The organism is Desulfotignum balticum DSM 7044 (genome assembly GCF_000421285.1).
GTDB classification, from domain to species: Bacteria; Desulfobacterota; Desulfobacteria; order Desulfobacterales; family Desulfobacteraceae; genus Desulfotignum; species Desulfotignum balticum.
Genome location: NZ_ATWO01000001.1, coordinates 3,479,393 through 3,500,469 on the forward strand (window position 1 = coordinate 3,479,393; position 21,077 = coordinate 3,500,469).

A 21,077-nucleotide genomic window follows, 5' to 3' on the forward strand; every position below is an offset into this window, starting at 1 on the left:
TGATATTGTCATTTTGTTTTCTGTGAATTGATGTCAGGGAAGCGGGGTGGTCGTGTATGCCACGCCGGCTTCGTCAGATTTATACAAAGGCAGTTCTCGATCTGCTTCAATATCCGCCACCCAGTCGGGATTCAGCAGCATGGATTTGCCGGACAGGACAAAATCCGCATCTTTCAGCGCATCTTCCGCAGTTTTACGATCATGAATCTTTCCGCAGATCAACAACGGCAGATCCGTGACATCCCGGGTGATCTGAGCCATATTCCGGCCCGTATCAAAGGCGGGCGCAGAAAAATCATAGGTTGAAACGGAAATGGCATCAATGGGTTCCCGGGAAAATAATTGGACCATGGTCTGCCACTCGGATGCGTCTGAAAACAGGGACACATCCATATCTGCAATGCCCCAGTTGGAAATACGCACCAGCAGAAGACAATCTTCGGGGATGACCGGTTTGACCGCCTGAATCACCTCATGGATGAACCGATACCGGTTTTCCATGGATCCGCCGTAAGTATCCGTTCGCCGGTTGGAATAAGAAGACAGAAACTGACTGAGCAGATAGCCATGGGCACAATGCAGTTCCAGGCCGTCAAATCCGGCGGCCACCACCCCTTTGGCCGTTTCCACAAACCCGTTGAGCACATGATCCATGTCAAACCGGGACATGGGTTCAGGCACGGGATAAGCCGTGCCCGTCATGGGATTTTCCTGCATCGGCGCCACAGGACTCGGGGCAATCACCCGGTTGGCCGGATTGATTCCTTCATAGGCCATCCGCCCGCAGTGAAACACCTGACAGATGGACATGGCCCCGTGGCTCCGGATCGCATCCGTTACATTTTTCCAGGCATCCACCTGGACCTGATTTAAAATCCGGGCCTGGCCGGGATATCCCTGGGCGCTTTCATAATCGGTGACAATGGCTTCGGTATACACCATACCGGCCCCGTTTTCGGCCCGGGTTTTTAAAAATGTCAGCACATCTTCCCTGGGAATGCTGTCCCCGGCCGCAGACATCCTTGTCATGGGTGCCACGCCGATGCGGTTTTTAAATGTTTTATTTTTGATCGTGAACGGTGAAAATAACTGAGATGTCATTTTTTGGGTCCTCCCTGCATGAAGTTATCATTCAGTCGGTCCCATCAATCTAAACCGGATTGTGTGTCATGTCAATGTGATCGATACCATCTTCCGGATAGGAATCCGACACGGGAACAAATCCGTGGGACCGGTAAAATGCCGTCAGATATGTCTGGGCGGAAATGGTGATGTGACACCCCGGCCAGAGCCGGCCGGCCGCTGCCAGAATCTGTTTCATCAACAAGTGTCCCAGCCCTTTTTTCCGGTACAAAGGGGCCACCACCACCCGGCCGAAACTGATGTCTGAAAACCGGACACCCGGTGCCAGTATCCGGGCATACGCTGCCAGGCTGCCGTCCTGTACCCGGCCGATGAGATGCCGGGTGTCTGCCAGCTGATCTTTGCCGTCCAGTTCCGGATAAGCACAGGCCTGCTCCACCACAAACACATCCACCCGAAGTTTGAGCAGTTCATAAAGCAACCCGGGTGTCAATTCCTCAAAACCGCAGACCTGCCATTCAATGCAGATGTCATCTGTCATTGTCTTATACCCCTTTTTTATCGTTTTTTTTTAGATATCTTATCCACCCAATCAATGCAAGGCCATGGATATTTGCTTAAGGCGGATTTTAATCCCGGGGCATTGACGTATAAAGCTGAATCAGCTTATGATTGCAGGCAGTGCCGGTCATAACGGCACAGCCCTTTTTTTTTAAGGGTTTGAATCCAACACCTGTTTTCTTAAGGGAGGGTTTGTGGACGTCCAACTGCTGGAAATTGATAAATCCTTTGATGACAGCGGCACCCGCAGAACCATCTTTTCCCGGACATCGGCCCGGTTTGTCTCGGGCAGCGTCTGCATGATCATGGGAAAAAGCGGGGTGGGCAAAAGCTCGCTTTTGAATCTGATATCCGGTATCGACCTGCCGGACCAGGGAAAAATTCTGGTGGGCAACCAGTGCATCAACACCATGACCGACACAAACAGGACTTTGTTCAGACGACGGCACATCGGGTTCATTTACCAGTTTTTCAACCTGATTCCCGTGTTGACGGTCCTGGAGAATGTCACCCTGATCGCGGAGCTGGACAAAACAGCCAAAAAAACCTGCCTGACAAGGGCCCGGGCCCTGCTGGAACAGGTGGGACTCTGGGACCGGGCCCAAGATTTTCCTGAAACCCTGTCCGGCGGAGAGCAGCAGCGGGTCGCCATTGTCAGAGCCCTGGTGAATGATCCGGATCTGGTACTGGCGGACGAACCCACGGGCAACCTGGACCAGGAAGCCGGCCGGACCATCATGGAAATGATTTCAGATCTGGTGCGCAAACAGAACAAGACCCTGATCATGGTGACCCACAGCCCGGATGCGGCCGTCTGGGCCGACCAGATGTTTACCGTGGCCGACCGGACCCTGACTCCCTTGAAACAGACGTCTTCCGGACAGACCCATGGTTAGCCGGGTACTGATCCGCATCAGCCTGCGCCACAGCCGGCGCCATCTGCTGCGGACCCTGCTGCTGATTTTCGGCATTGCCATGGGCGTGGCCGGGGTCGTGGCCATTGACATTGCAAAAACATCCGTGGAAAAATCCTTTGACCTGTCCACCACGGCCCTGGTGTCCCGGTCCACCCACCAGATTTTAGGCGCGGATCTGGACATCCCCCAGACCACCTTTACCATGATCCGGACCCGGCTGGGCATCCACGCATCCGCCCCCGTGATTTCCCGGCATGTGACGATCCCGGAACTGGAAGACCGGGTCCTCACGCTCATGGGGGTGGACCCGTTTTCAGAAACCCATTTCAGGACCCTGCCCCTGGCGTCGGAAAACCGGGACCTGTCCAATGTCATGACCGGATCATCCGGGGTGTTTCTCGCCCAAACCCTTGGCGACACATTCGGTCTGAAGATCGGCAGTCCTTTGACCATCTCCATGGGGGACCGGCAGATCACGGTCACCCTTGCCGGGTTTCTGGAAGGCCGGGACAAACGATCCAATTTAATTCTGGAAGGCCTGATGGTCACGGACATTTCCGTGGCCCAGGAAATTCTGGACATGAAAGAGAACATCACCCGCATCGATCTGATCCTGCCTTCCCGGGACACAGCCGCTGAGATTCAGAACCACCTGGAAAAAGGATTGTTTCTGGTTGAAACCGACCAGCAGAACCAGGCGGTGCGGAGTCTGTCCCGATCCTTTGAAAACAGTTTGACCGCATTTTCCATGCTGGCCCTGTTCATGGGCATTTTTCTGATTTACAACACCGTGTCTTTTTCCGTTTCCCGCCGCCACCGGCTCCATGCCATCCTCCGGGCTTTGGGCACCACCCGGAACGAGGTTTTTTTCACGGTCATGGCGGAAGTGATGCTGTATGCCGTGATCGGTGCCGTGTCCGGGGCGGTGCTGGGCATTCTGATGGGCACAGCCGCCGTACAGGCCGTCACGGCCACGGTGTCGGAGATGTATTTCACCCTGACCGTGGGTCAGACCCAGATATCCGGTGCCACCCTTGCCAAGGGACTGGTGGCCGGTGTGCTGACCTCCCTGATTGCCGGTCTTTTCCCGGCCCTGGCCGCGGCCGGCACAAGGCCGGTGAGCCTGATGCACAAATCCGTGTCTGAATACCGGTTCCAGCGGATGATTCCCGGCCTGTTCATCCTGGGCCTGATCATTCTCACCGCCGCCGGATTATTGATGAAAGCGGGTCATGACCATGCCGGGTATGATTTTTCCGGCCTGTTCATGATTTTTTTCGGGGCCGCCCTTTTGACACCGCTGATCATCCGCTTGCTGGTCCGGGCATTGCTGGCAGCCGGGTCCCGTGTGTTGGGGATCATGATAAAAATGGCGTTGAGAAACATCACCCGGTCTTTGCGCCAGACCAGCGTGCTCATGGCCTCACTCATGGTGGTCACTTCCGTCTATATCGGCATCGGGGTGATGACCGGCAGTTTCAGGCAATCCATTGTCCAGTGGGTGGACGACCACATCGGGGGCCATGTTCATGTGTCTTCGGCAGATGAACGAAACCCGTCCCTGGACCCGGCACTGGTGGAAAAAATAAAAAGTCTGCCTGAAGTGGCGGCAGTGTCCGCCTACAACATTCATCCCGTGTTTTCCCGGGCCGCAGGCAAGGTGCATCTGTTTTCCTATGAGTCGAATCAGTCCAAAAACCGGTGGTCCTGGACCGCGGCCCCGGAACCGGAACTGGACGCTCTGCTGGAAAAAGGATGGATTTTTGTATCGGAAATCTTTGCCCGGCAGCATCAGGTGGAGCCGGAACAAGGCGCGGCCGTGGTTCTGGAAACCCGCCAGGGGCCGGTATCTTTTCAGATCGCCGGCATTTTCCGGGATTTTTTCATGGGCGGGGGCCGGGTGGTGATGTCCCGGGAGACCATGGCCCGATTTTGGGGACATGATGACATCACGGCCATGCAGCTGTTTCTGGAAAACGAAATTTCCGTCAACCCCGTGATAAACACCATCAAACAGATGATTCCGCCGGGGTCGCTGATCCGGCTCCGGTCCGGGACAGATATCAAACAGAGCATCCTTGCGGTGTTTGACAACACCTTTGTCATCACGTCCGCCCTGCAGGTACTCACAGCCATCGTGGCGTTGACCGGTATTTTAAATGCCGTCATGGCCCTGCTGCTGGAACGGACCCGGGAGATCGGTATTCTAAGGGCCTGCGGCACCCTGCCCGGCCAGGTCCGGGGCTTGCTGATCCATGAATGCTTTTTCTACGGCCTGCTCTCCGGGATCATGGCCATCCCCTTGGGCATTGCGTTGTCCTGGATCCTGATTCATGTGATCAACCAGCGAACCTTTGGATGGACCTATGACATGATTCTTTCACCCGGGATTCTGGTGCAGGCCCTGGTGCTGTCATCGGCAGCAGCTTTGGCCGCCGGCATTTTCCCGGCCCTGGCTGCCGGCCGGATCCGGATTTCCGAAGCCCTTCACATGGAGTAGCCATGAAACGTCTGTCCATCATTGCCATACACATGATTGTCCTTGTGCTGCTCCTGATGCAAGCCCTTTGTTTCTGGGGCTGCACCCCGGAGGACTCCGAACGTATCGATATCGCCCAGGCCCTGTCTGAAACCCGGGGCACGGACTGCTTTGACCGGGTCATGGCTCCCCGGCCCCTGACATTTCCCGAGGATGCCGGACCTCACGATACCTTCCGCACGGAATGGTGGTACTACACGGGCAACCTGACCACGGACACGGGCCGGCATTTCGGATATCAGCTCACGTTTTTCCGCCAGGCACTGTCGTGTGATCCCGTCACGGGCACGTCTCAATGGCGGACCCGGCAGCTGTACCTGGCCCATCTGGCACTCACGGACTCCCAAAACCGGCGGTTTTACAGCACCTCCCGCATGAACCGGGAGAGCCTGGGCATTGCCGGCAGCCGGTCAGATCCCTTTGCCGTGTGGCTGGACAACTGGCAGGTCCAGCAGATCGATACCCCGGGTTCCAGCCTGGCTTTGGAAGCTGCCTCCGATGACATCTCCCTGTCTTTCACCCTGGTGCAGGCCAAGCCCCCCATTTTCCAGGGGGACGGGGGATTTTCCCCCAAAGGCCCGGGAAAAGGCAATGCTTCGTATTATTATTCCCTGCCCCGGCTTCTCACCCAGGGCACCATCCGCATGGGAAATGAGCGTTTTAAAGTCCGGGGCCATTCCTGGTTTGACCACGAATGGAGCACCACGGTGCTGGGAGAAAACATCCAGGGTTGGGACTGGTTTTCGGCTCACCTGGAAGACGGCCGGGATCTCATGGTGTGCCGGATCCGGAAAGCCGACGGCACTGAGAACGGATACAGCTTCGGCAGCATTTCACTGGCAGACGGCACCTGTGTGATCCTGTCGGAATCGGATTTCACCCTGACCCCGACAGGCCACTGGAAAAGCCCGGACACGGGCACGCGCTACCCGGTCCGATGGCGGATTCAGATCCCGGATCATGACCTGGACCTGCACGTGACCCCGGTGATCGACCACCAGGAGCATACCCATGCCTTTGCCTACTGGGAAGGGGCCATGCGCTTTACCGGAAACAATGCCCGGGGCATGGGATACCTGGAAATGACCGGTTATTGAAACACTTCGCACGCTTTTAAAGTAACGTTTTTCAAAGCAATTTTTGCAGATACAATTCTAATCATTAAACCTGTAAATAATTATGACCCATGCCTGCATGGCTGAAGTTTCAAAAAAACAAGAATTGCAAAATTGTTGAAGTTTGTTAAACTATATAGAAAATATGGAGTTTCGAATATTTTTTCACAGGACAGAAAAAGAAAGATAATTGGGGGCAGCTATGACCGTTTCTCAAAAAATCGCAGATCATGTCCGGGATTTGCCGGAACCGGAACAAATTGAGGTACTGGATTTCATCGAGTATCTGGAGACAAAAGCCCGGTCGCGCAGGTCAAGGGACGAAGCAAAAGAGTGGTCGACTTTATCGCTGAAGAGTGCTATGCGGGGGATGGAGGAAGAGCCGAGTGACTACAGCATGGACGACCTGAAAGAGACCTTTTGATGGCTGAAGAAGGCCAGGTAATCCTTCTCCTATTTCCGCGACAGATGAACTGGTTTCTGAATCCGATGGAGATTATAAGAACAGCGGCTTGAAGCGTGCCAGTGTTATACGGGCTACGCGGCTTGCCGTTGTCCATCAGGACATGCTGGAGGGGGCCATTGGAAAGCTGGGAAAGGATCGTCTCACGAGGATTCGTATTAATCTTGCCAACTGGATAGCGGGAAGCCAACCAGAGGATGCCGGCTGACCGCCTTCCGGATGATGTCCGGGCAGATTCTCAATCCATGGCAAGAATCTGACCGATATCCATGATCTTGAACCGCGAAGCATCCACCTGGTTTTCCGCGATATACCGGGCCAGGTCCAGGCCGGGGTAGCCGGCCGGCTCGTCCCCGAGATGAAACGTCCCCCACTGAGTGGGAATGAAATATTTCGCACCCAGTTCTTCAAACCCCCGGACCGCTTCAGGAATATTCATGTGGTTGTAGGCCATGAACCACCGGGGATGATAGGCCGTGGTGGCCATGAACGCATAGTCGATATCCGGGAACCGCCGCCCGATCTCCTCAAATCCCTTGAAATATCCCGTATCTCCCCCGAAATACAGGGTGACATCCGGCGTGATCAACAGCCAGGAGGCCCACAGGGTCTTGTTCCGGCCCTGGGTGATGCGCTGGGACCAGTGCTGGACGGGCAGACAGATCAGCCGCACTCCGGCGCCCAGGTCCTTTTCATCCCACCAGTCCATTTCCCGGACATCGGTTTTGTTCATCTTTTCAACCGGACGTTTCAGCCCCAGGGGCACAAACACCCGGGCATCCGCCGGCAGCTGCTTCATGGTGGCCCGGTCCAGATGATCATAATGGTTATGGGAGATCAGAATATTCACTTTCGGCACCAGGCGGTTGACATCTTCCACCGTCAGGGCCGGCGGCGTGACCCGGGCCGGCACCAGGGCCCGTTTAGAGAACATCGGGTCCGTGAGCCAGTATGTATCATTGACCCGCACCAGAAACGTGTTGTGCCCGACCCAGAGGATAAAATCGCCCTTTGTCCGTGCGAGGCGCTCTGCCGTGTCCGGCAGCACGGCCGGCAGAAACGTCTGTTCTTCATCTGAATACTGTGTTTTGGAAGACAGTTTCCACCACAGCACATCCAGAAAACTTTTGTCCGGCATGGGCATCCAGGGAGCGAAAAACCGGCCGTCCTCCGCCACATGGGGCTCATACAGACCCGACACCCGGGTCTGGGCCACCTGATCTTCCCAGGATTCTTCGGAAAACGTCTGTTTTTCCTTTGGCGTGCACCCGGATAAAATCATTCCAACCAGCAGCCCGGCAATCATCAAAACCCCACACTGGAAACACCCTTTATCCCTGGATCTCATAAAAATCAGTTTTCCTTTTAAAAAGAGGTTTCATTCCGTCACAGAACCTATATATTGGAACAGATAAAGTCAATCATAACCGTATCGGGAGGATGTCATCCATGTTGTCACCCATAAAAATCGGTATCAGCTCCTGCCTGATGGGCAACCCTGTCCGGTATGACGGGGGCCACAGCCACGACCGGTTTCTCACCCAGACCCTGGGGCTGTTCTGCGAGTATGTGCCCGTGTGCCCGGAAGTGGAATGCGGCATGCCCACGCCCAGAAATTCCCTGCGCCTGGAAGGAGATCCGGAAAATCCCCGGCTGATCACCCGGAAAACCGGGGAGGACCACACCGGACAGATGCAGACCTGGATCGAAAAAAAACTGCCGGAACTGGAAAAACAAAACCTGTGCGGCTTTATTTTCAAAAGCAAATCCCCCAGCAGCGGGCTTTACCGGATCAAGGTCTATGGCGAAAACGGCAAGATAAAAAACAACGGGGTCGGACTGTTTGCCCGGGCCTTCACGGAAAAGTTTCCCCGGATTCCCGTGGAAGAGGCGGGCCGGCTCAATGATCCCCAGCTGCGGGAACATTTCATTGAAAATATCTTCACCCTCCAGCGCTGGCGGCAGTTTCTGGAAAACCGGCCCACTTTAGGCAAACTGGTGACCTTTCACACGGACAACAAACTGCTGATCCTGTCCCACAGCCAGGAGATTTACCGGCAGATGGGCAAACAGGTGGCCGGCGGCAAACACCAGGACTTCAATGAACTGCTGGATACTTATGAAGGACTGCTGCTCAAATCCCTGAATCTGATGACCACCATCAAAAAAAATATCAATGTGCTCCAGCATGCCATGGGTTTTTTTAAAAACGACCTGACCCCGTCGGAAAAACAGGAGCTGCTGACCAGCTTTGACCAGTACCGGGACGGGTATGTGCCTTTGATTGTCCCTTTGACTTTGATCAAACACTATGTATTGAAATATGACCATCCCTGGCTCAAAACCCAGACCTATCTCAATCCCCATCCGTTTGAACTGAAGCTGAGAAATTATTTTTGAACTGGATCTGAATCACTATGCAAGGTTTTTTGTTTCTGCTTCTGACCATCCTTTTTTCCAGCGGGGTGGCGTCGAGCATGAAGGCCGGAAACAAACCGACAGTCAATCTGTGGCAGTTTCTGGCCGTCAACTATGTGGTATGCACGGCCGGGCTCATCGCCTGGGGGGCCTGGAAAACCCTGGGGGACAACTCCCTGTTCATCTGGTTTCTGGGCATATTCACCGGGGTCATGTATGTGCTGTGCCTGTGGCTTTTCAACAAAGCCATCCGAGCGGAAGGCCTGGCATTGTCCACCACCATGATGCGCCTGTCCTCAGCCATTCCCACCCTGGGCTCCCTGATTTTTTTCAGCGAAACCACGGGATTTTTCCAGGCACTGGGGATCGCTCTGGCTTTCCTGTGCCTGCCGCTTGCCAGCCGGGAACCCATCCGTTTCAGACGTTCACAAAGAAACACCGCCCATGGCATCCTCTGGGGCCTGCTGCTTTTCGGCGCATACGGCATCACGGATTTTGTCTTTAAAATTCAGGCGGAACTGGCACCCCGGGCAGATTCCAAAGCGTTTCTGGCCACCATTTTCGGCACGGCCCTGATCCTCACCCTGCCCCGGCTCAAAGGCCTGAAACGGCCCGGCAGAGACTGCCTGATCTGGGGCACGGCTTTGGGAACCACCAATGTCCTGGCCACTTATTTCTGGGTCCTGGCCCTGTCCCACCTGCCCGGTGCCATTGCCTATCCCACACTGGGCTTAGGCGTGATCGCCGTCACCACCCTGATCAGCCTGGTTTTCTGGAAAGAAACCCTGCGGCCGGCCAATTACCTGTTTCTGGCCATGGCGTGCGTGGCGATTTTTCTGATCAATGCGGGCGGGGCCTGATTTTCTACCTCACCCCCTGCTGCACGAATCCCTGAAATCGATGTCAACTTTTGTCATCGGTTCTGTCCTTTATGTGTGGTTACAATAACGAAGTTCACTCTGTCTCCGCATAAACAGGACAAGGATTAACAAAAAGAAAAAAAACCGGGGAACCAGGACATATTTTCCCGCGTCGCAAAGCAATTTCTGCAAGACCTGTTCACAAAAATCGACGAATTGTTCGGCTGGGCTAATTTATTTATTGACAGCTGCCTCTTTTTTCTTTAAATAGAGATCTAATTGCCACATCGTGGTACTAAATTAAATTTAAAGGAGCGTTATATTCATGACAAAAATAGTTACAGCACTTTTATTTCTGTTCATTTTCTTTTCCGGCCAGGCCGTCGCGGCCCCGGATGAACTGGTAGTGTACAGCGCCAGAAAGGAACATCTGGTCAAGGATCTGTTTGAAAAGTATGAAAAAGAGCAGGGGATCAAAATCACCTATATCACAGGCAAGGCCCCGGTGATGCTCCAGCGGATTCTTTCCGAAAAAGAAAACACGGCAGCAGACATCCTGTTGACTGTGGATGCGGGCAACCTCTGGCATGCGGCGCAAAAAGAGATCCTGGTTCCGGTCACATCCCCGGTGTTGGACCGAAATATCCCGGATCATTACAAAGATCCTGACAACCGCTGGTTCGGGTTGTCCGTTAGAGCCAGGACCATTGTCTACAATACGGACCGGGTGAAAAAAGAAGATCTGAGCACTTATGAAGCCCTGGCCGGCGAAGACTGGAAGGGCCGTCTTCTGCTGAGAACTTCCAAAAAAGTTTACAACCAGTCCCTGGTGGCCATGCTCATCGCGACCCTGGGGGAAGACAGAACCCAGTCGATAGTGTCGGGGTGGGTAAGCAACCTTGCCGCGCCCCCCTATTCCAGCGATACCAAGGTACTGGAGGCAATTGCGGCAGGTCAGGGAGATGCCGCAATTGTAAACACCTACTATTACGGCCGCCTCATGAAACAAAATCCGGATCTTCCCCTGGGCATTTTCTGGGCCGACCAGTCGGATACCGGGGTTCACGTGAACGTATCCGGTGCCGGGATTGTCAAATACTCCAAAAATATCGATGAGGCCGTCCGGTTTCTGGAATGGCTCTCTGAAAAAGACGCCCAGAAACTATTTGCCGACGCAAACATGGAATACCCTGTGAACGAGGCCGTGCTTCCCCACGCAGATGTCCGGAAATGGGGTGCGTTCAAGGCAAGCACTGTCAACCTTGCCAGAGCCGGTGAACTTCAGGCCCGGGCCGTCAGGCTCATGGATATTGAAGGGTATAAATGATTTCATCCATCAAATATCAGGGCGGCTTCATCGTTTCGTCGGGTATTGCCGCCATTTCCCTGTCGCCGGTGCTGTTTATCCTGGCCTCGGGAATGAATGCCGACCCTGACATCTGGTCTCATTTGAAGCAGTATGTGCTGCCCGGGCTTTTGAAAAATACTGCCATCCTTGTGGCCGGAGTTGTTTCAGTCACGGCCGCTTTAGGAATTTCCCTGGCATGGCTGACCTCATTTTATGAGTTTTGGGGCCGGCGCCTGTTTGAAAAATGGCTGATTTTTCCCCTGGCGATACCCACCTATGTGATGGCGTTTATCTATACCGGGCTGCTGGATTATTCCGGGCCGGTTCAAACCGCTGTCAGGGAGTACGCCCCGGATCTTGCCGGATTGTTTCCTGAAATCAGGTCCGGCGGCGGAGCCATCATGGTCATCTCTCTGGCCATTTTTCCCTATGTGTTTCTGATGGCCTCATCCGGATTCCGGTCCATGGGCCGTTCCATGGTCGAGGCGTCCCAGTCTCTGGGGGGCGGGCGGATGTTTACCCTGTTCCGCGTCACCCTGCCCATGGCCAGACCCTGGATTTTCGGCGGACTGATCCTGGTTTTCATGGAAACCCTGGCGGATTTCGGTGCAGTGTCCGTGTTCAACTACGACACGTTTACCACGGGTATTTACAAAGCCTGGTACGGCTTGTTTTCCGTCAATGCCGCGGCCCAGCTGGCATCCATCCTGGTGGTGATGGTCCTGGTGATTGTTGCCGCGGAATCCTGGCTGCGCCGCAAACAAAAGTTCTTCAACCGGGGCGGACACCAGCCGGTCTCAAGAAAACGACTGAACGGTACAGGTCATTTCCTGGCATCGGCTTTCTGCAGCACGGTGCTGCTGGTATCGTTCGTCATACCGGCGGTTCAACTGCTGATCTGGACGGCAAAAGCATTTGCCGTTGAATTCGGGGCCCACTATATCCGTCTGGTTGCCAACACCTTTTTTCTAGGACTGATGGGGACGGCCGTGACCCTTGCCGTGGCCGTGAGCCTGTCCTATTCAGGACGGCGCAGGGCCGATCTGAAAACCGGGATCGCTGCCAAACTCTCTTTGTCCGGGTACGCACTGCCCGGAACCGTTCTTGCCGTGGGCATCATTCACGTGGTGGCATGGCTGGACAGCCGCGTGACCGGAACCATGGACATGCTGGGGATTCAACTGCAGGGCGCGCTTCTCCAGGGCAGCCTGATCCTGCTTCCCCTGTGCTACATGATCCGGTTTCTGACGGTGGGTTACAACCCGGTTTCCAGTCATATGACCCGGCTGACCCCATCTATTGACGAAGCGGCGCGCCTGATGAAAGTCACCGGCCCGGCCCTGCTGTCAAAGATTCACCTGCCCCTGATCCGAAAAGGTATGGTGACCGGCGGCATCCTGGTGCTGGTGGAAATTTTCAAGGAGATGCCAGTGACACTGATGCTCAGGCCGTTCGGATGGGACACCCTGGCCGTGAAAATTTTTGAGCTGACCTCGGAAGGGGAATGGGAACGCGCGGCCCTCCCGGCGGTCACCCTGGTGCTGGCCGGCATGATCCCGGTCGGTTTTCTCACTTTTATCGGAAGGAGCAAAAAACAACATGTGCCTGAAGGTTGATCAAATCCATAAAACACACAACCGGAAACTCACCGTTGCCGAAGATATCTCTTTTGTCGTTGAAAAAGGAGAACTGGGCGCGCTTCTAGGCCCGAGCGGGTGCGGCAAGACCACGCTGCTGCGCATGATCGCAGGATTTGAAACCCCGGACCGGGGCAGGATTGCAATCAATGGGAAAATGGTATTTGACCATCGGACCAATGTCTGTCCGGAAAAAAGGGGCACGGGAATGGTGTTCCAGGACTATGCCCTGTTCCCCCATTTAACGGTCATGGAAAACATCGCCTTTGGCCCGGCCCTGAAAAACAGAAAAGACCTGCATCAGTTGATCGGCATCACCGGCCTGTCGGGGTCGGAAAACAGATACCCCCATGAGCTGTCCGGGGGACAGCAGCAGCGGGTGGCCCTGGCAAGGGCCCTTGCGCCCAGGCCGGGGCTCCTTTTGATGGACGAGCCGTTTTCAAATCTGGACATCTCCCTTCGGGAATCTCTGTCCGAAGAAGTGCGCTGTATCCTGAACGAATTCGGCACCACCGGGCTTCTGGTGACCCACAATCAGCATGAGGCATTTGCCATGGCGGATAAAATAGGTGTGATGAAACACGGAAAGCTTTGCCAGTGGGACTGCGCGGAACATCTGTATTACCATCCGGCCACAGAAGATGTGGCCGGATTTATCGGAGAAGGGTCTTTTATCCGGGCACAGGTCTGCCCTTCCGGCGGGCTGGTGACCCCTGTGGGCCGTCTTGAACCCGGTCACCCGGTCATGACTCATCACGCAGACACTCCCGCTGTTTTCATCCGGCCGGAAGACGTTGTGTTAGACCCTCAATCAGACTGCAGGCCCCTGCTGGTAAAATCCCATTTCAGAGGCCCGGGCCGTCGGCATATTTTTGAACTGGCATCCGGTGAGCAGATTGTCTGCACAGACCATTCCCGGATTCCCCTTGAACCGGGCAACCGGTATGGCATATCCATCAGCAAAAGGAGAAACAATCATGAAAATGACATATTATGCACTGTTTAGTTTACTGGCCGTTCTGCTCGTAACGGCTGCCGGCCCGGCCCAGGCATGGTTCGGCACGGGAAAATTCGAAAAAGTGAAACCAGAAAACGGGGATGTGTCCCTGCCCCTGAAAGAGATCTCCGACGGCAAGGCCCATTATTACCGGGTCAAATCCGACAAGGGCATCATGGTAACATTTTTTGTGGTCAAAAGCCCTGACGGGGTGATCCGTGCTGCCGTGGATGCCTGCGATGTCTGCTACCGTTCGGGCAAAGGCTATGTTCAGGAAGGCGGCACCATGGTCTGTACCAACTGCGGCATGCGCTTTGCCACGGACCGCATCAATGAGGTGAAGGGCGGCTGCAACCCGGCCCCGCTGGCACGCACGGTCAACAATGATCAGCTCCTGATTGCCATGTCCGAGATCAACGCCAGCGCCTGGCTTTGCGAATTCAAGAAATAGGGAGGAGGGATCATGACCTGGGATCCGGAAAAATACCGGGAAAAAAGAGAAAAGGTGCTGGGAGTCAAAAAACGGGGGCTGTCTTTCGGCACCCTGACCTTCGCTGTCTCGTGCATAATTCTTGCGGGTCTGGTCTTTTTGTTTCTGCCCGGTCCGCTCTCCTACCTCAAGACCCGTCACCTGGACGATGCCATTTTTAAAATGGAACACCATCAGGCCTGGCCAAGATCCCTGGTGACCCAGGTGGCGGCCCTTCCCGGGGTGTCCGGCACGTCCCTGGACACCCATGACACCCGGCTGGTGGTGACCTTTGACCGCCGCAGCATCGACCCGGAGACCATTGAGGCCCTGTTCGCCCGGCACGGGCTGGATGCCACCCTGCTGAACCGGGAGAGCCATAGGCAGCGCATGGTCATCCTTGAATCGGAAAAGGAGCTGGAAAATGAAACTTTATAACATCTCTTTCAAAAATATCCGGCGGCGCAAGGCCAAAATGCTTTTTCTGGCCCTGGGCCTGATCATCGGCATTTCCACCATCGTCACCCTGCTGGCCATTACCGAAACCATGACCGTGGAGATCGAAGAGCGCCTCGACCAGTTCGGGGCAAACATCGTGATGGTGCCCAGAACCGAAGCTTTGTCACTGAATTACGGCGGCATCGATGTGGGCGGGGTCAACTATGAGGTCCGGGAATTCGACCAGGCCGATATCCCGAAAATCCGCACCATCAAAAATGCGAAAAATCTCGGGGTGGTGGCACCCAAGGTCCTGGGAGCGGCCGACATCGGCGGAAAACAGGTCCTACTCATGGGGGTGATATTTGACCAGGAACTGGCCCTGAAAACCTGGTGGCAGAAACACGGGGCTTTTCCGGAAAAAGCGGACCAGGTGCTGCTCGGGTCAACGGCGGCATCCGTGCTGGGTCTGGCGCCGGGTGACCCGATGGAAACAGGCGGCCGGGCCTTCCAGGTGTCCGGGGTGCTCATGCCCACGGGCGGGGCAGAAGACCATGCCGTGATTGCCGACATCACCGCGGCCCAGGCGGTTTTAGGCAAACCGGGCAAGGTGTCCCTGGTCGAGATTGCCGCTTTCTGCCGGGGCTGCCCCATTACCGAACTCACCCTGCAGATTGCTGAAAAATTCCCTGATGCCCGGGTAACGGCCATGAAACAGGCCGTGATGTCCAAGATGCAGTCCATCGATCTGTTCAAGTCGTTTTCGCTGGGGGTGTCGGTCCTGGTGGTGGGGGTCGGGGCGCTGCTGGTCATGGTCACCATGATGGGGTCTGTGAATGAACGGACCCGGGAGATCGGCATTTTCCGGGCCATCGGTTTCCGCCAGACCCACGTGATGCAGATTATTCTGCTGGAGGCCCTGGTTCTGGGAATTTTCGGAGGCATGGCCGGTGTGGCCCTGGGAAACATCGCCGCCTGGGGTATCACACCTCTGGTGGTGGAGGCGGGCGGGTTTGCCGGTGTCAACTTCCGGACCGGCGGTATCTGCCTGCTCATGGCAGCGGCCTTAAGCCTTCTGGCCAGCCTGTATCCCGCGGTCAAGGCCGGCCGGATGGACCCCAGCGATGCGCTGCGCGCCCTGTAACATGAACGCATCCCGGAAACCAGTCACTCCCCATGCCCTGGCGGACCCAACCCATCACGAAGCCCGTCCACCGCCACCGGCTTAACACTTAAAACTTAACACTTAAAACTTTTATATATAATGGAGCACCCCATGACAGACCATCTGATAGAAATACACGGCCTGAACAAGATGTATGACTCCGGCGGCACCGGCGTGGCCGCCATCGATCATATGGATTTTTTTATTGACGACGGGGAGTTTGTCTCCGTCACGGGACCGTCCGGTTCGGGCAAATCCACCCTCCTGTCCGTGATGGGCGGCATGAACCGCCCCACCCGGGGAACGGTGCGGGTGGACTCCCTGGATCTGTATGCGCTGACACCCGAGCAGCGGGCCGATTTCCGCAGCGAATACCTGGGATTTATCTTTCAGTCCTTTCAGCTGATTCCCTATCTGACCCTGCTGGAAAACGTGACGGTTCCCATGGCCGTCACAGGCCGCAAAACAAAGGAAAAGCGAGACATGGCCATGTCCGTGATCGACCGGGTGGGCCTGGCGGACAAAGCCTTTCGCCTTCCGGACCAGCTTTCCGGCGGAGAGCAGGAACGGGTGGCGATTGCCAGAGCCATCGTGAACCGGCCCCCCATCATCCTGGCGGACGAGCCCACGGGCAACCTGGATTCCCGGACCGCCCTGGAGATCATGGCCCTGCTCCAGGAGCTGAACCGGGAGGGCCATACCATCATCATGGTCACCCACAACCGGGAAATGGAGCGCCATGCCACCCGGTCTGTCCGGGTCAGAGACGGCCGGATTGAAACGATCAGCATGGAAAAAATCGAAGATGATGAATTGAATGCCACGGCCGATTCGCGTAAAGATCAGCCGGAACTCGAAATGAATCTGGATGACTTATAACGTGATGTTCACCCGCCACAGGTGTCAAAAAGCTGGTTCAACAGATGGACAGGCACAATGGTGACATCGGTCCGCTGCTGTTTTTTTTCTCCGGCATAAACCAGGCCGCACCCATTGGGAACATTTTCGGGAAAATTTCTGACCATATGGTTCAGGCCCTTGAAATAATCTCTTGTAATGGTCATCCCGGCCTTGATTTCGATTGGAAACAGATCGGTACCCGTGACACAGACAAGGTCCACCTCGTTTCCTTTGCGGTCCCTGTAAAAATACAGATTACTTTTTTTCCCCTGGTTGAACCGGTATTTCAAGGTTTCAGCCACAACCATGTTTTCAAACAGACTACCCCGGAGCGGGTCCCGTGATACCTGCCGGGGATTTTCAATGCCCAGCAGAAAAGCGGCCAGTCCTACATCAAAAAAATAGAGCTTCGGGGATTTGATCAGACGTTTGGTGATATTTCCATGATAGGGCTGAAGCAAAAAAATGATGTAACTTGCTTCGAGTATGGAAATCCAGTTGCCGGCCGTGGTGTGGGATACGCCGGTGTCATTGGCAAGACTGTTGAGATTGAGCAGCTGGCCGCACCGCCCGGCACATAACCGGACAAAGCGCTGAAACAGGTGCAGGTCTTTTATGGCAGCAAGCTGTCTGACATCCCGTTGGATATAGGTTTCAAAATAATCCCCCAGGGCCTGGACCGGATCCAGCTGCTTGTCCCAGATGCGGGGGTAAAATCCATGAAGGATCAGATGGTCCACCGGGGGCAGGGGCTCATCAGCCTGCAGCTCCGCCATGGAAAAAGGCAACAGTTTCAAAAGGGCGGTACGGCCGGCCAGTGACTGATTGACGGCATGGCTCACCTCAAACTGCTGGCTGCCGGTAAGGATAAAAAGGCCGTCACGAAGGTCGTCGTCCACCATTGGCTGGATATAGGAAACAAGATCCGGGACCCGCTGGATTTCATCTAAAACTGCCCCATCCGGATACTGGGAAAGAAACCCCCGCGGATCATCCGTGGCAAACTGACGGATATCCGGTGATTCCAGATTCGCATAGGGTTTGTCGGAAAACACCTTCCGGCACAGGGTTGTCTTCCCGCTCTGCCGGGGACCTGTGATGGTGATGACCGGGTATTTTTCTGACAAGGCGTGCAGTACCGGTTCGATGGCGCGATCGATCAGTGTCATACAAAAATCATTACCCCAAAAAAGTGCGGATTGCAAGTTCAACTTTCAATCCGCACCAAAAAATTTGAAAACAGAGGCGAACTTCCTGCAAAGGATTTTTCTCACCCTGTTCTGGCACATAATTTGATTTTGGATTTATCCTGACCTTGGATGAGTGCGGCGGACCCAAACCTTTGGACAGTGAACCAAGCAAGTTAAGCTACCATATACCATATTCTGCACGGCGTGAGCAGAAAATTTTCAAATGCGAGAATGGGCCCTCAAATACCCGTTGGATTCCATAATGTCAATCCGTTATCCTGAAGATGCCCCGCGGGATCATTTTTTGATGAAAAAACAGATTGAAGTGCCTTGAGCCGGTCAAAATCTTCCGCTTTTACCACCCGGGGTTTTAAAACCAGAAAGCCTTGCCAGACGTGCTTTTACGTCACTTTCAAAACGGACAAAAACCGGTGTTTACTCAAAATGCCAATATTAACAAAATGGGTAAACAGCAGGATATTTTATTCATCCCTTTCCCGCTGTTTTTCCCGGATATTTTCCACCATGCGAAAAGACTTTTCCCAGGCCTGTTCACAGAATCCTGCGAATGGCTTTAATGCATCAAGGTCGGGCACCAGCTCATCCCCGGCCTTTATCCGGCCGGTATGAAAGTGATATGCGGCCAGGATATCCATATACTCCTTTCGCTGCTGCCGCGGAATAATCACAGGCGGCAGCCCGGACCTGATCACCGGCAGATTGGCAACCAGCCTTGCCAGGCGCCCGTTTCCGTCAGAAAATGGATGAATCCGGACAAAAGAAGCATGCAACGCCACATGGGAAAGCATTGCCCGGCCGTTGTCTTCCGGAACCAGACCGCGATCCAGCTCATGGTACAGATCAAACCAGGACGTCATCAAAGATGGCACATCCGCAGGTGTGGCAAATTCAAATGCCACCGGTTTTCCATCCACCATCCCCACGGTTGAATTCGGTTCTTTTTTCCATCCCCCCGCCGGTCCATGAACATCAGAGACCTGCTCTGCCTGAACCATCCTGCAAAGCCTGAACAGTTCTTTTTCCGTGAAAAGGGTATTGTTTTGCGCCAGGTCATATATCAGATCAATCGCCTTTGCATGTCCCACCACGGCCAGATGATCCTTCAAGGGTTTTCCCCCGACAGCCAGGCCTTCCTGCAACACAAACGCGGTTTCACCCAGGGCCAGGCTGTTGCCTTCTATGGCTGTGGAATTGTAGGTCCAGAAATCCCGCAGCTGGGTCATTAACGCCCTGGCCAAATCATTATCAATGTTGCCAAACAAGTATTGCATAAAATCTTTCATCCAATCGCAGAATAATTCTTTTTTCTATTCTCCCAGAGGTCTAACGCTTCCCATTTTCCAACCATATCATATCAAAGAAAGCATGAAAGTAAAAATATGGAAGGCGCCCTATTGATGATTTCGAGGCGTGGGGAAGACCTTCTGCCAATGCTGCTAAAGTCTCTTGCTGAGGGAACACCCCCACGGGTGTGGGGAAGATTCAATGCCGGAGTATAGACAAGCTTTCGTCCAAGGAACACCCCCACAGGCGTGGGGAAGATTGTCCAGCAAATAAAAAAAACAAATTTCTGAGAGGAACACCCCCACAGGCGTGGGGAAGATTTTACCGCCATCACCACCGGTATCCCCTGATAGGGAACACCCCCACAGGCGTGGGGAAGATCTTGTTGTCGATGTTGATGTCGAGGCTGTCAGAGGAACACCCCCACAGGCGTGGGGAAGATTCAAAATCCCAACCTCGAACAGCGCCCAGCATAGGAACACCCCCACAGGCGTGGGGAAGATCCATCGATGATATCGTCACGTTTCCTTCAGGGGGGAACACCCCCACAGGCGTGGGGAAGATTGATACAACCTTTTATATCATTTGCGCTTTTAGGGAACACCCCCACAGGCGTGGGGAAGATCCATATAGTCCCCCTGCAGGGGATTATTATATGGGAACACCCCCACAGGCGTGGGGAAGATGCGGTCAGGAACTGGACCCCCGACTTTTCAGCGGGAACACCCCCACAGGCGTGGGGAAGATGACCCTTTGACCAGCACCGAAAAAGAATACACAGGAACACCCCCACAGGCGTGGGGAAGATAATCGGCCCGATGCTGACAAGGATAGATGGTTAGGAACACCCCCACAGGCGTGGGGAAGATCTTGTTTCCGGCTGATACTGAAGAAATGGGGTAGGAACACCCCCACAGGCGTGGGGAAGATAACCCAATGTGATTTTTCATCAGGAAGGCTTTGGGAACACCCCCACAGGCGTGGGGAAGATAAGCTGGCAGAAGAGTACGAGGGGCGGCTTTCCGGAACACCCCCACAGGCGTGGGGAAGATCTGTCCACCCGGTGATTGAGTAATCCCAAAGCAGGAACACCCCCACAGGCGTGGGGAAGATCGCGTTCAGTGGGCGGATACCAACTTCACCTGAGGAACACCCCCACAGGCGTGGGGAAGATCCAACCTGAAACAGTTAGGTGCGTCTGCAAAGGGGAACACCCCCACAGGCGTGGGGAAGATTGTCACATACAAAAATTGCACAGAAGTACAATGGGAACACCCCCACAGGCGTGGGGAAGATCTTTCATCGTCTGTCATGCCATCTTCAAACCAAGGAACACCCCCACAGGCGTGGGGAAGATTAGGAGTTTTCCTATTAGACGCGGCTGGGAAGAGGAACACCCCCACAGGCGTGGGGAAGATAGATATTCTGACGTTGCACGGGCAGCGTATAAAGGAACACCCCCACAGGCGTGGGGAAGATTACCCGAAAGGTATTTTGGACTGGATGGAGCGAGGAACACCCCCACAGGCGTGGGGAAGATAAGTTCTCCCGCAATTTGAACACGTGTACTCCAGGAACACCCCCACAGGCGTGGGGAAGATAGGCAGGCGGATCTGGAGCCAGGACGTGGGGTGGGAACACCCCCACAGGCGTGGGGAAGATTGACAAATGG

Annotated in this window: 18 protein-coding genes and 1 CRISPR repeat array (1 of these 19 cut by a window edge); of the genes, 13 read left to right on the plus strand and 5 right to left on the minus strand. The window is 54.7% G+C overall.

Features of this window, described 5'->3' with window-relative positions; translation table 11 throughout:
• Positions 1 to 33 precede the first annotated feature (33 nt).
• Both K365_RS0117560 and K365_RS0117565 read right to left on the minus strand, forming a co-directional pair.
• The gene (locus K365_RS0117560) at positions 34 to 1,101 is read right to left on the minus strand and encodes an oxidoreductase (protein ID WP_024335633.1); all 1,068 of its coding nucleotides are present in this window, start codon (positions 1,099 to 1,101) and stop codon (positions 34 to 36) included.
• Between the two features lie 49 nt (positions 1,102 to 1,150).
• Entirely contained in the window at positions 1,151 to 1,624 is a 474-nt protein-coding gene (locus K365_RS0117565; RefSeq protein ID WP_029725493.1) for a GNAT family N-acetyltransferase, read from the minus strand.
• Between the two features lie 214 nt (positions 1,625 to 1,838).
• On the opposite strand from K365_RS0117565, the gene K365_RS0117570 reads away from it, so the two are divergent.
• The 4 genes from K365_RS0117570 (at position 1,839) to K365_RS0117585 (ending at position 6,639) form a co-directional block, all read left to right on the plus strand.
• Positions 1,839 to 2,540, plus strand: coding sequence for an ABC transporter ATP-binding protein (locus tag K365_RS0117570; RefSeq protein WP_024335635.1), 702 nt, complete (start codon positions 1,839 to 1,841; stop codon positions 2,538 to 2,540).
• Entirely contained in the window at positions 2,533 to 5,061 is a 2,529-nt protein-coding gene (locus tag K365_RS0117575; RefSeq protein WP_024335636.1) for an ABC transporter permease, read from the plus strand. Before K365_RS0117570 ends, K365_RS0117575 begins: the two co-directional genes overlap by 8 nt.
• Before the next feature lie 2 nt (positions 5,062 to 5,063).
• Positions 5,064 to 6,197, plus strand: coding sequence for a lipocalin-like domain-containing protein (locus tag K365_RS0117580; RefSeq protein ID WP_024335637.1), 1,134 nt, complete (start codon positions 5,064 to 5,066; stop codon positions 6,195 to 6,197).
• A 220-nt stretch (positions 6,198 to 6,417) separates the two neighbouring features.
• Complete coding sequence (locus K365_RS0117585) at positions 6,418 to 6,639, plus strand: DUF2281 domain-containing protein (protein WP_024335638.1); 222 nt, start codon at positions 6,418 to 6,420, stop codon at positions 6,637 to 6,639.
• A 277-nt stretch (positions 6,640 to 6,916) separates the two neighbouring features.
• Here K365_RS0117585 and K365_RS0117600 read toward each other — a convergent pair whose 3' ends face one another.
• Entirely contained in the window at positions 6,917 to 8,026 is a 1,110-nt protein-coding gene (locus K365_RS0117600) for an MBL fold metallo-hydrolase (RefSeq protein ID WP_024335639.1), read from the minus strand.
• A gap of 101 nt (positions 8,027 to 8,127) precedes the next feature.
• Here K365_RS0117600 and K365_RS0117605 point away from each other — a divergent pair, with 101 nt between their 5' ends.
• From K365_RS0117605 to K365_RS0117645, 9 genes are all read left to right on the plus strand, one after another.
• Positions 8,128 to 9,078 carry a YbgA family protein gene (locus tag K365_RS0117605; RefSeq protein WP_024335640.1) on the plus strand — a complete coding sequence of 317 codons (951 nt, stop codon included), beginning with the start codon at positions 8,128 to 8,130 and terminating at the stop codon, positions 9,076 to 9,078.
• Positions 9,079 to 9,095: 17 nt separating this feature from the next.
• Positions 9,096 to 9,956, plus strand: a complete 861-nt coding sequence (locus tag K365_RS0117610; protein ID WP_024335641.1) for a hypothetical protein — start codon at positions 9,096 to 9,098, stop codon at positions 9,954 to 9,956.
• A 325-nt stretch (positions 9,957 to 10,281) separates the two neighbouring features.
• The gene (locus K365_RS0117615; protein ID WP_024335642.1) at positions 10,282 to 11,283 is read left to right on the plus strand and encodes an extracellular solute-binding protein; all 1,002 of its coding nucleotides are present in this window, start codon (positions 10,282 to 10,284) and stop codon (positions 11,281 to 11,283) included.
• Positions 11,280 to 12,920: an ABC transporter permease gene (locus tag K365_RS0117620; protein WP_024335643.1), complete on the plus strand. Its 1,641-nt coding sequence runs from the start codon at positions 11,280 to 11,282 to the stop codon at positions 12,918 to 12,920. The genes K365_RS0117615 and K365_RS0117620 overlap by 4 nt, the downstream gene beginning before the upstream one ends.
• Positions 12,904 to 13,947, plus strand: coding sequence for an ABC transporter ATP-binding protein (locus tag K365_RS0117625; RefSeq protein ID WP_084490055.1), 1,044 nt, complete (start codon positions 12,904 to 12,906; stop codon positions 13,945 to 13,947). The genes K365_RS0117620 and K365_RS0117625 overlap by 17 nt, the downstream gene beginning before the upstream one ends.
• Positions 13,919 to 14,389 (plus strand): DUF2318 domain-containing protein, encoded by a 471-nt coding sequence (locus tag K365_RS0117630; RefSeq protein WP_024335644.1) that lies wholly within the window; start codon positions 13,919 to 13,921, stop codon positions 14,387 to 14,389. The genes K365_RS0117625 and K365_RS0117630 overlap by 29 nt, the downstream gene beginning before the upstream one ends.
• Before the next feature lie 12 nt (positions 14,390 to 14,401).
• Entirely contained in the window at positions 14,402 to 14,845 is a 444-nt protein-coding gene (locus K365_RS0117635) for a hypothetical protein (RefSeq protein ID WP_006966963.1), read from the plus strand.
• Entirely contained in the window at positions 14,832 to 15,989 is a 1,158-nt protein-coding gene (locus tag K365_RS0117640; protein ID WP_024335645.1) for an ABC transporter permease, read from the plus strand. The genes K365_RS0117635 and K365_RS0117640 overlap by 14 nt, the downstream gene beginning before the upstream one ends.
• Before the next feature lie 132 nt (positions 15,990 to 16,121).
• Complete coding sequence (locus tag K365_RS0117645; protein ID WP_024335646.1) at positions 16,122 to 16,889, plus strand: ABC transporter ATP-binding protein; 768 nt, start codon at positions 16,122 to 16,124, stop codon at positions 16,887 to 16,889.
• An 8-nt stretch (positions 16,890 to 16,897) separates the two neighbouring features.
• Here K365_RS0117645 and K365_RS0117650 read toward each other — a convergent pair whose 3' ends face one another.
• Both K365_RS0117650 and K365_RS0117660 read right to left on the minus strand, forming a co-directional pair.
• A complete protein-coding gene (locus K365_RS0117650; protein WP_029725499.1) occupies positions 16,898 to 18,079 on the minus strand; it encodes an ATP-binding protein in 1,182 nt (393 codons plus the stop codon).
• A gap of 503 nt (positions 18,080 to 18,582) precedes the next feature.
• Positions 18,583 to 19,392 (minus strand): Fic family protein, encoded by an 810-nt coding sequence (locus tag K365_RS0117660; RefSeq protein ID WP_024335648.1) that lies wholly within the window; start codon positions 19,390 to 19,392, stop codon positions 18,583 to 18,585.
• Positions 19,393 to 19,575: 183 nt separating this feature from the next.
• Positions 19,576 to 21,077: direct repeats of the CRISPR family, unit length 28 nt; unit sequence GGAACACCCCCACAGGCGTGGGGAAGAT; it runs 966 nt beyond the window's last position.

Bases quoted from the DNA above. Each gene is read 5' to 3' on its own strand.
- K365_RS0117610 (WP_024335641.1), top strand. From the start codon at position 9,096: ATGCAAGGTTTTTTGTTTCTGCTTCTGACCATCCTTTTTTCCAGCGGG.
- K365_RS0117640 (WP_024335645.1), top strand. From the start codon at position 14,832: ATGAAACTTTATAACATCTCTTTCAAAAATATCCGGCGGCGCAAGGCC.
- K365_RS0117605 (WP_024335640.1), top strand. From the start codon at position 8,128: ATGTTGTCACCCATAAAAATCGGTATCAGCTCCTGCCTGATGGGCAAC.
- K365_RS0117560 (WP_024335633.1), bottom strand. From the start codon at position 1,101: ATGACATCTCAGTTATTTTCACCGTTCACGATCAAAAATAAAACATTT.
- K365_RS0117660 (WP_024335648.1), bottom strand. From the start codon at position 19,392: ATGCAATACTTGTTTGGCAACATTGATAATGATTTGGCCAGGGCGTTA.
- K365_RS0117565 (WP_029725493.1), bottom strand. From the start codon at position 1,624: ATGACAGATGACATCTGCATTGAATGGCAGGTCTGCGGTTTTGAGGAA.
- K365_RS0117620 (WP_024335643.1), top strand. From the start codon at position 11,280: ATGATTTCATCCATCAAATATCAGGGCGGCTTCATCGTTTCGTCGGGT.
- K365_RS0117575 (WP_024335636.1), top strand. From the start codon at position 2,533: ATGGTTAGCCGGGTACTGATCCGCATCAGCCTGCGCCACAGCCGGCGC.
- K365_RS0117625 (WP_084490055.1), top strand. From the start codon at position 12,904: ATGTGCCTGAAGGTTGATCAAATCCATAAAACACACAACCGGAAACTC.
- K365_RS0117615 (WP_024335642.1), top strand. From the start codon at position 10,282: ATGACAAAAATAGTTACAGCACTTTTATTTCTGTTCATTTTCTTTTCC.
- K365_RS0117580 (WP_024335637.1), top strand. From the start codon at position 5,064: ATGAAACGTCTGTCCATCATTGCCATACACATGATTGTCCTTGTGCTG.
- K365_RS0117630 (WP_024335644.1), top strand. From the start codon at position 13,919: ATGAAAATGACATATTATGCACTGTTTAGTTTACTGGCCGTTCTGCTC.
- K365_RS0117635 (WP_006966963.1), top strand. From the start codon at position 14,402: ATGACCTGGGATCCGGAAAAATACCGGGAAAAAAGAGAAAAGGTGCTG.
- K365_RS0117650 (WP_029725499.1), bottom strand. From the start codon at position 18,079: ATGACACTGATCGATCGCGCCATCGAACCGGTACTGCACGCCTTGTCA.
- K365_RS0117645 (WP_024335646.1), top strand. From the start codon at position 16,122: ATGACAGACCATCTGATAGAAATACACGGCCTGAACAAGATGTATGAC.
- K365_RS0117585 (WP_024335638.1), top strand. From the start codon at position 6,418: ATGACCGTTTCTCAAAAAATCGCAGATCATGTCCGGGATTTGCCGGAA.
- K365_RS0117600 (WP_024335639.1), bottom strand. From the start codon at position 8,026: ATGAGATCCAGGGATAAAGGGTGTTTCCAGTGTGGGGTTTTGATGATT.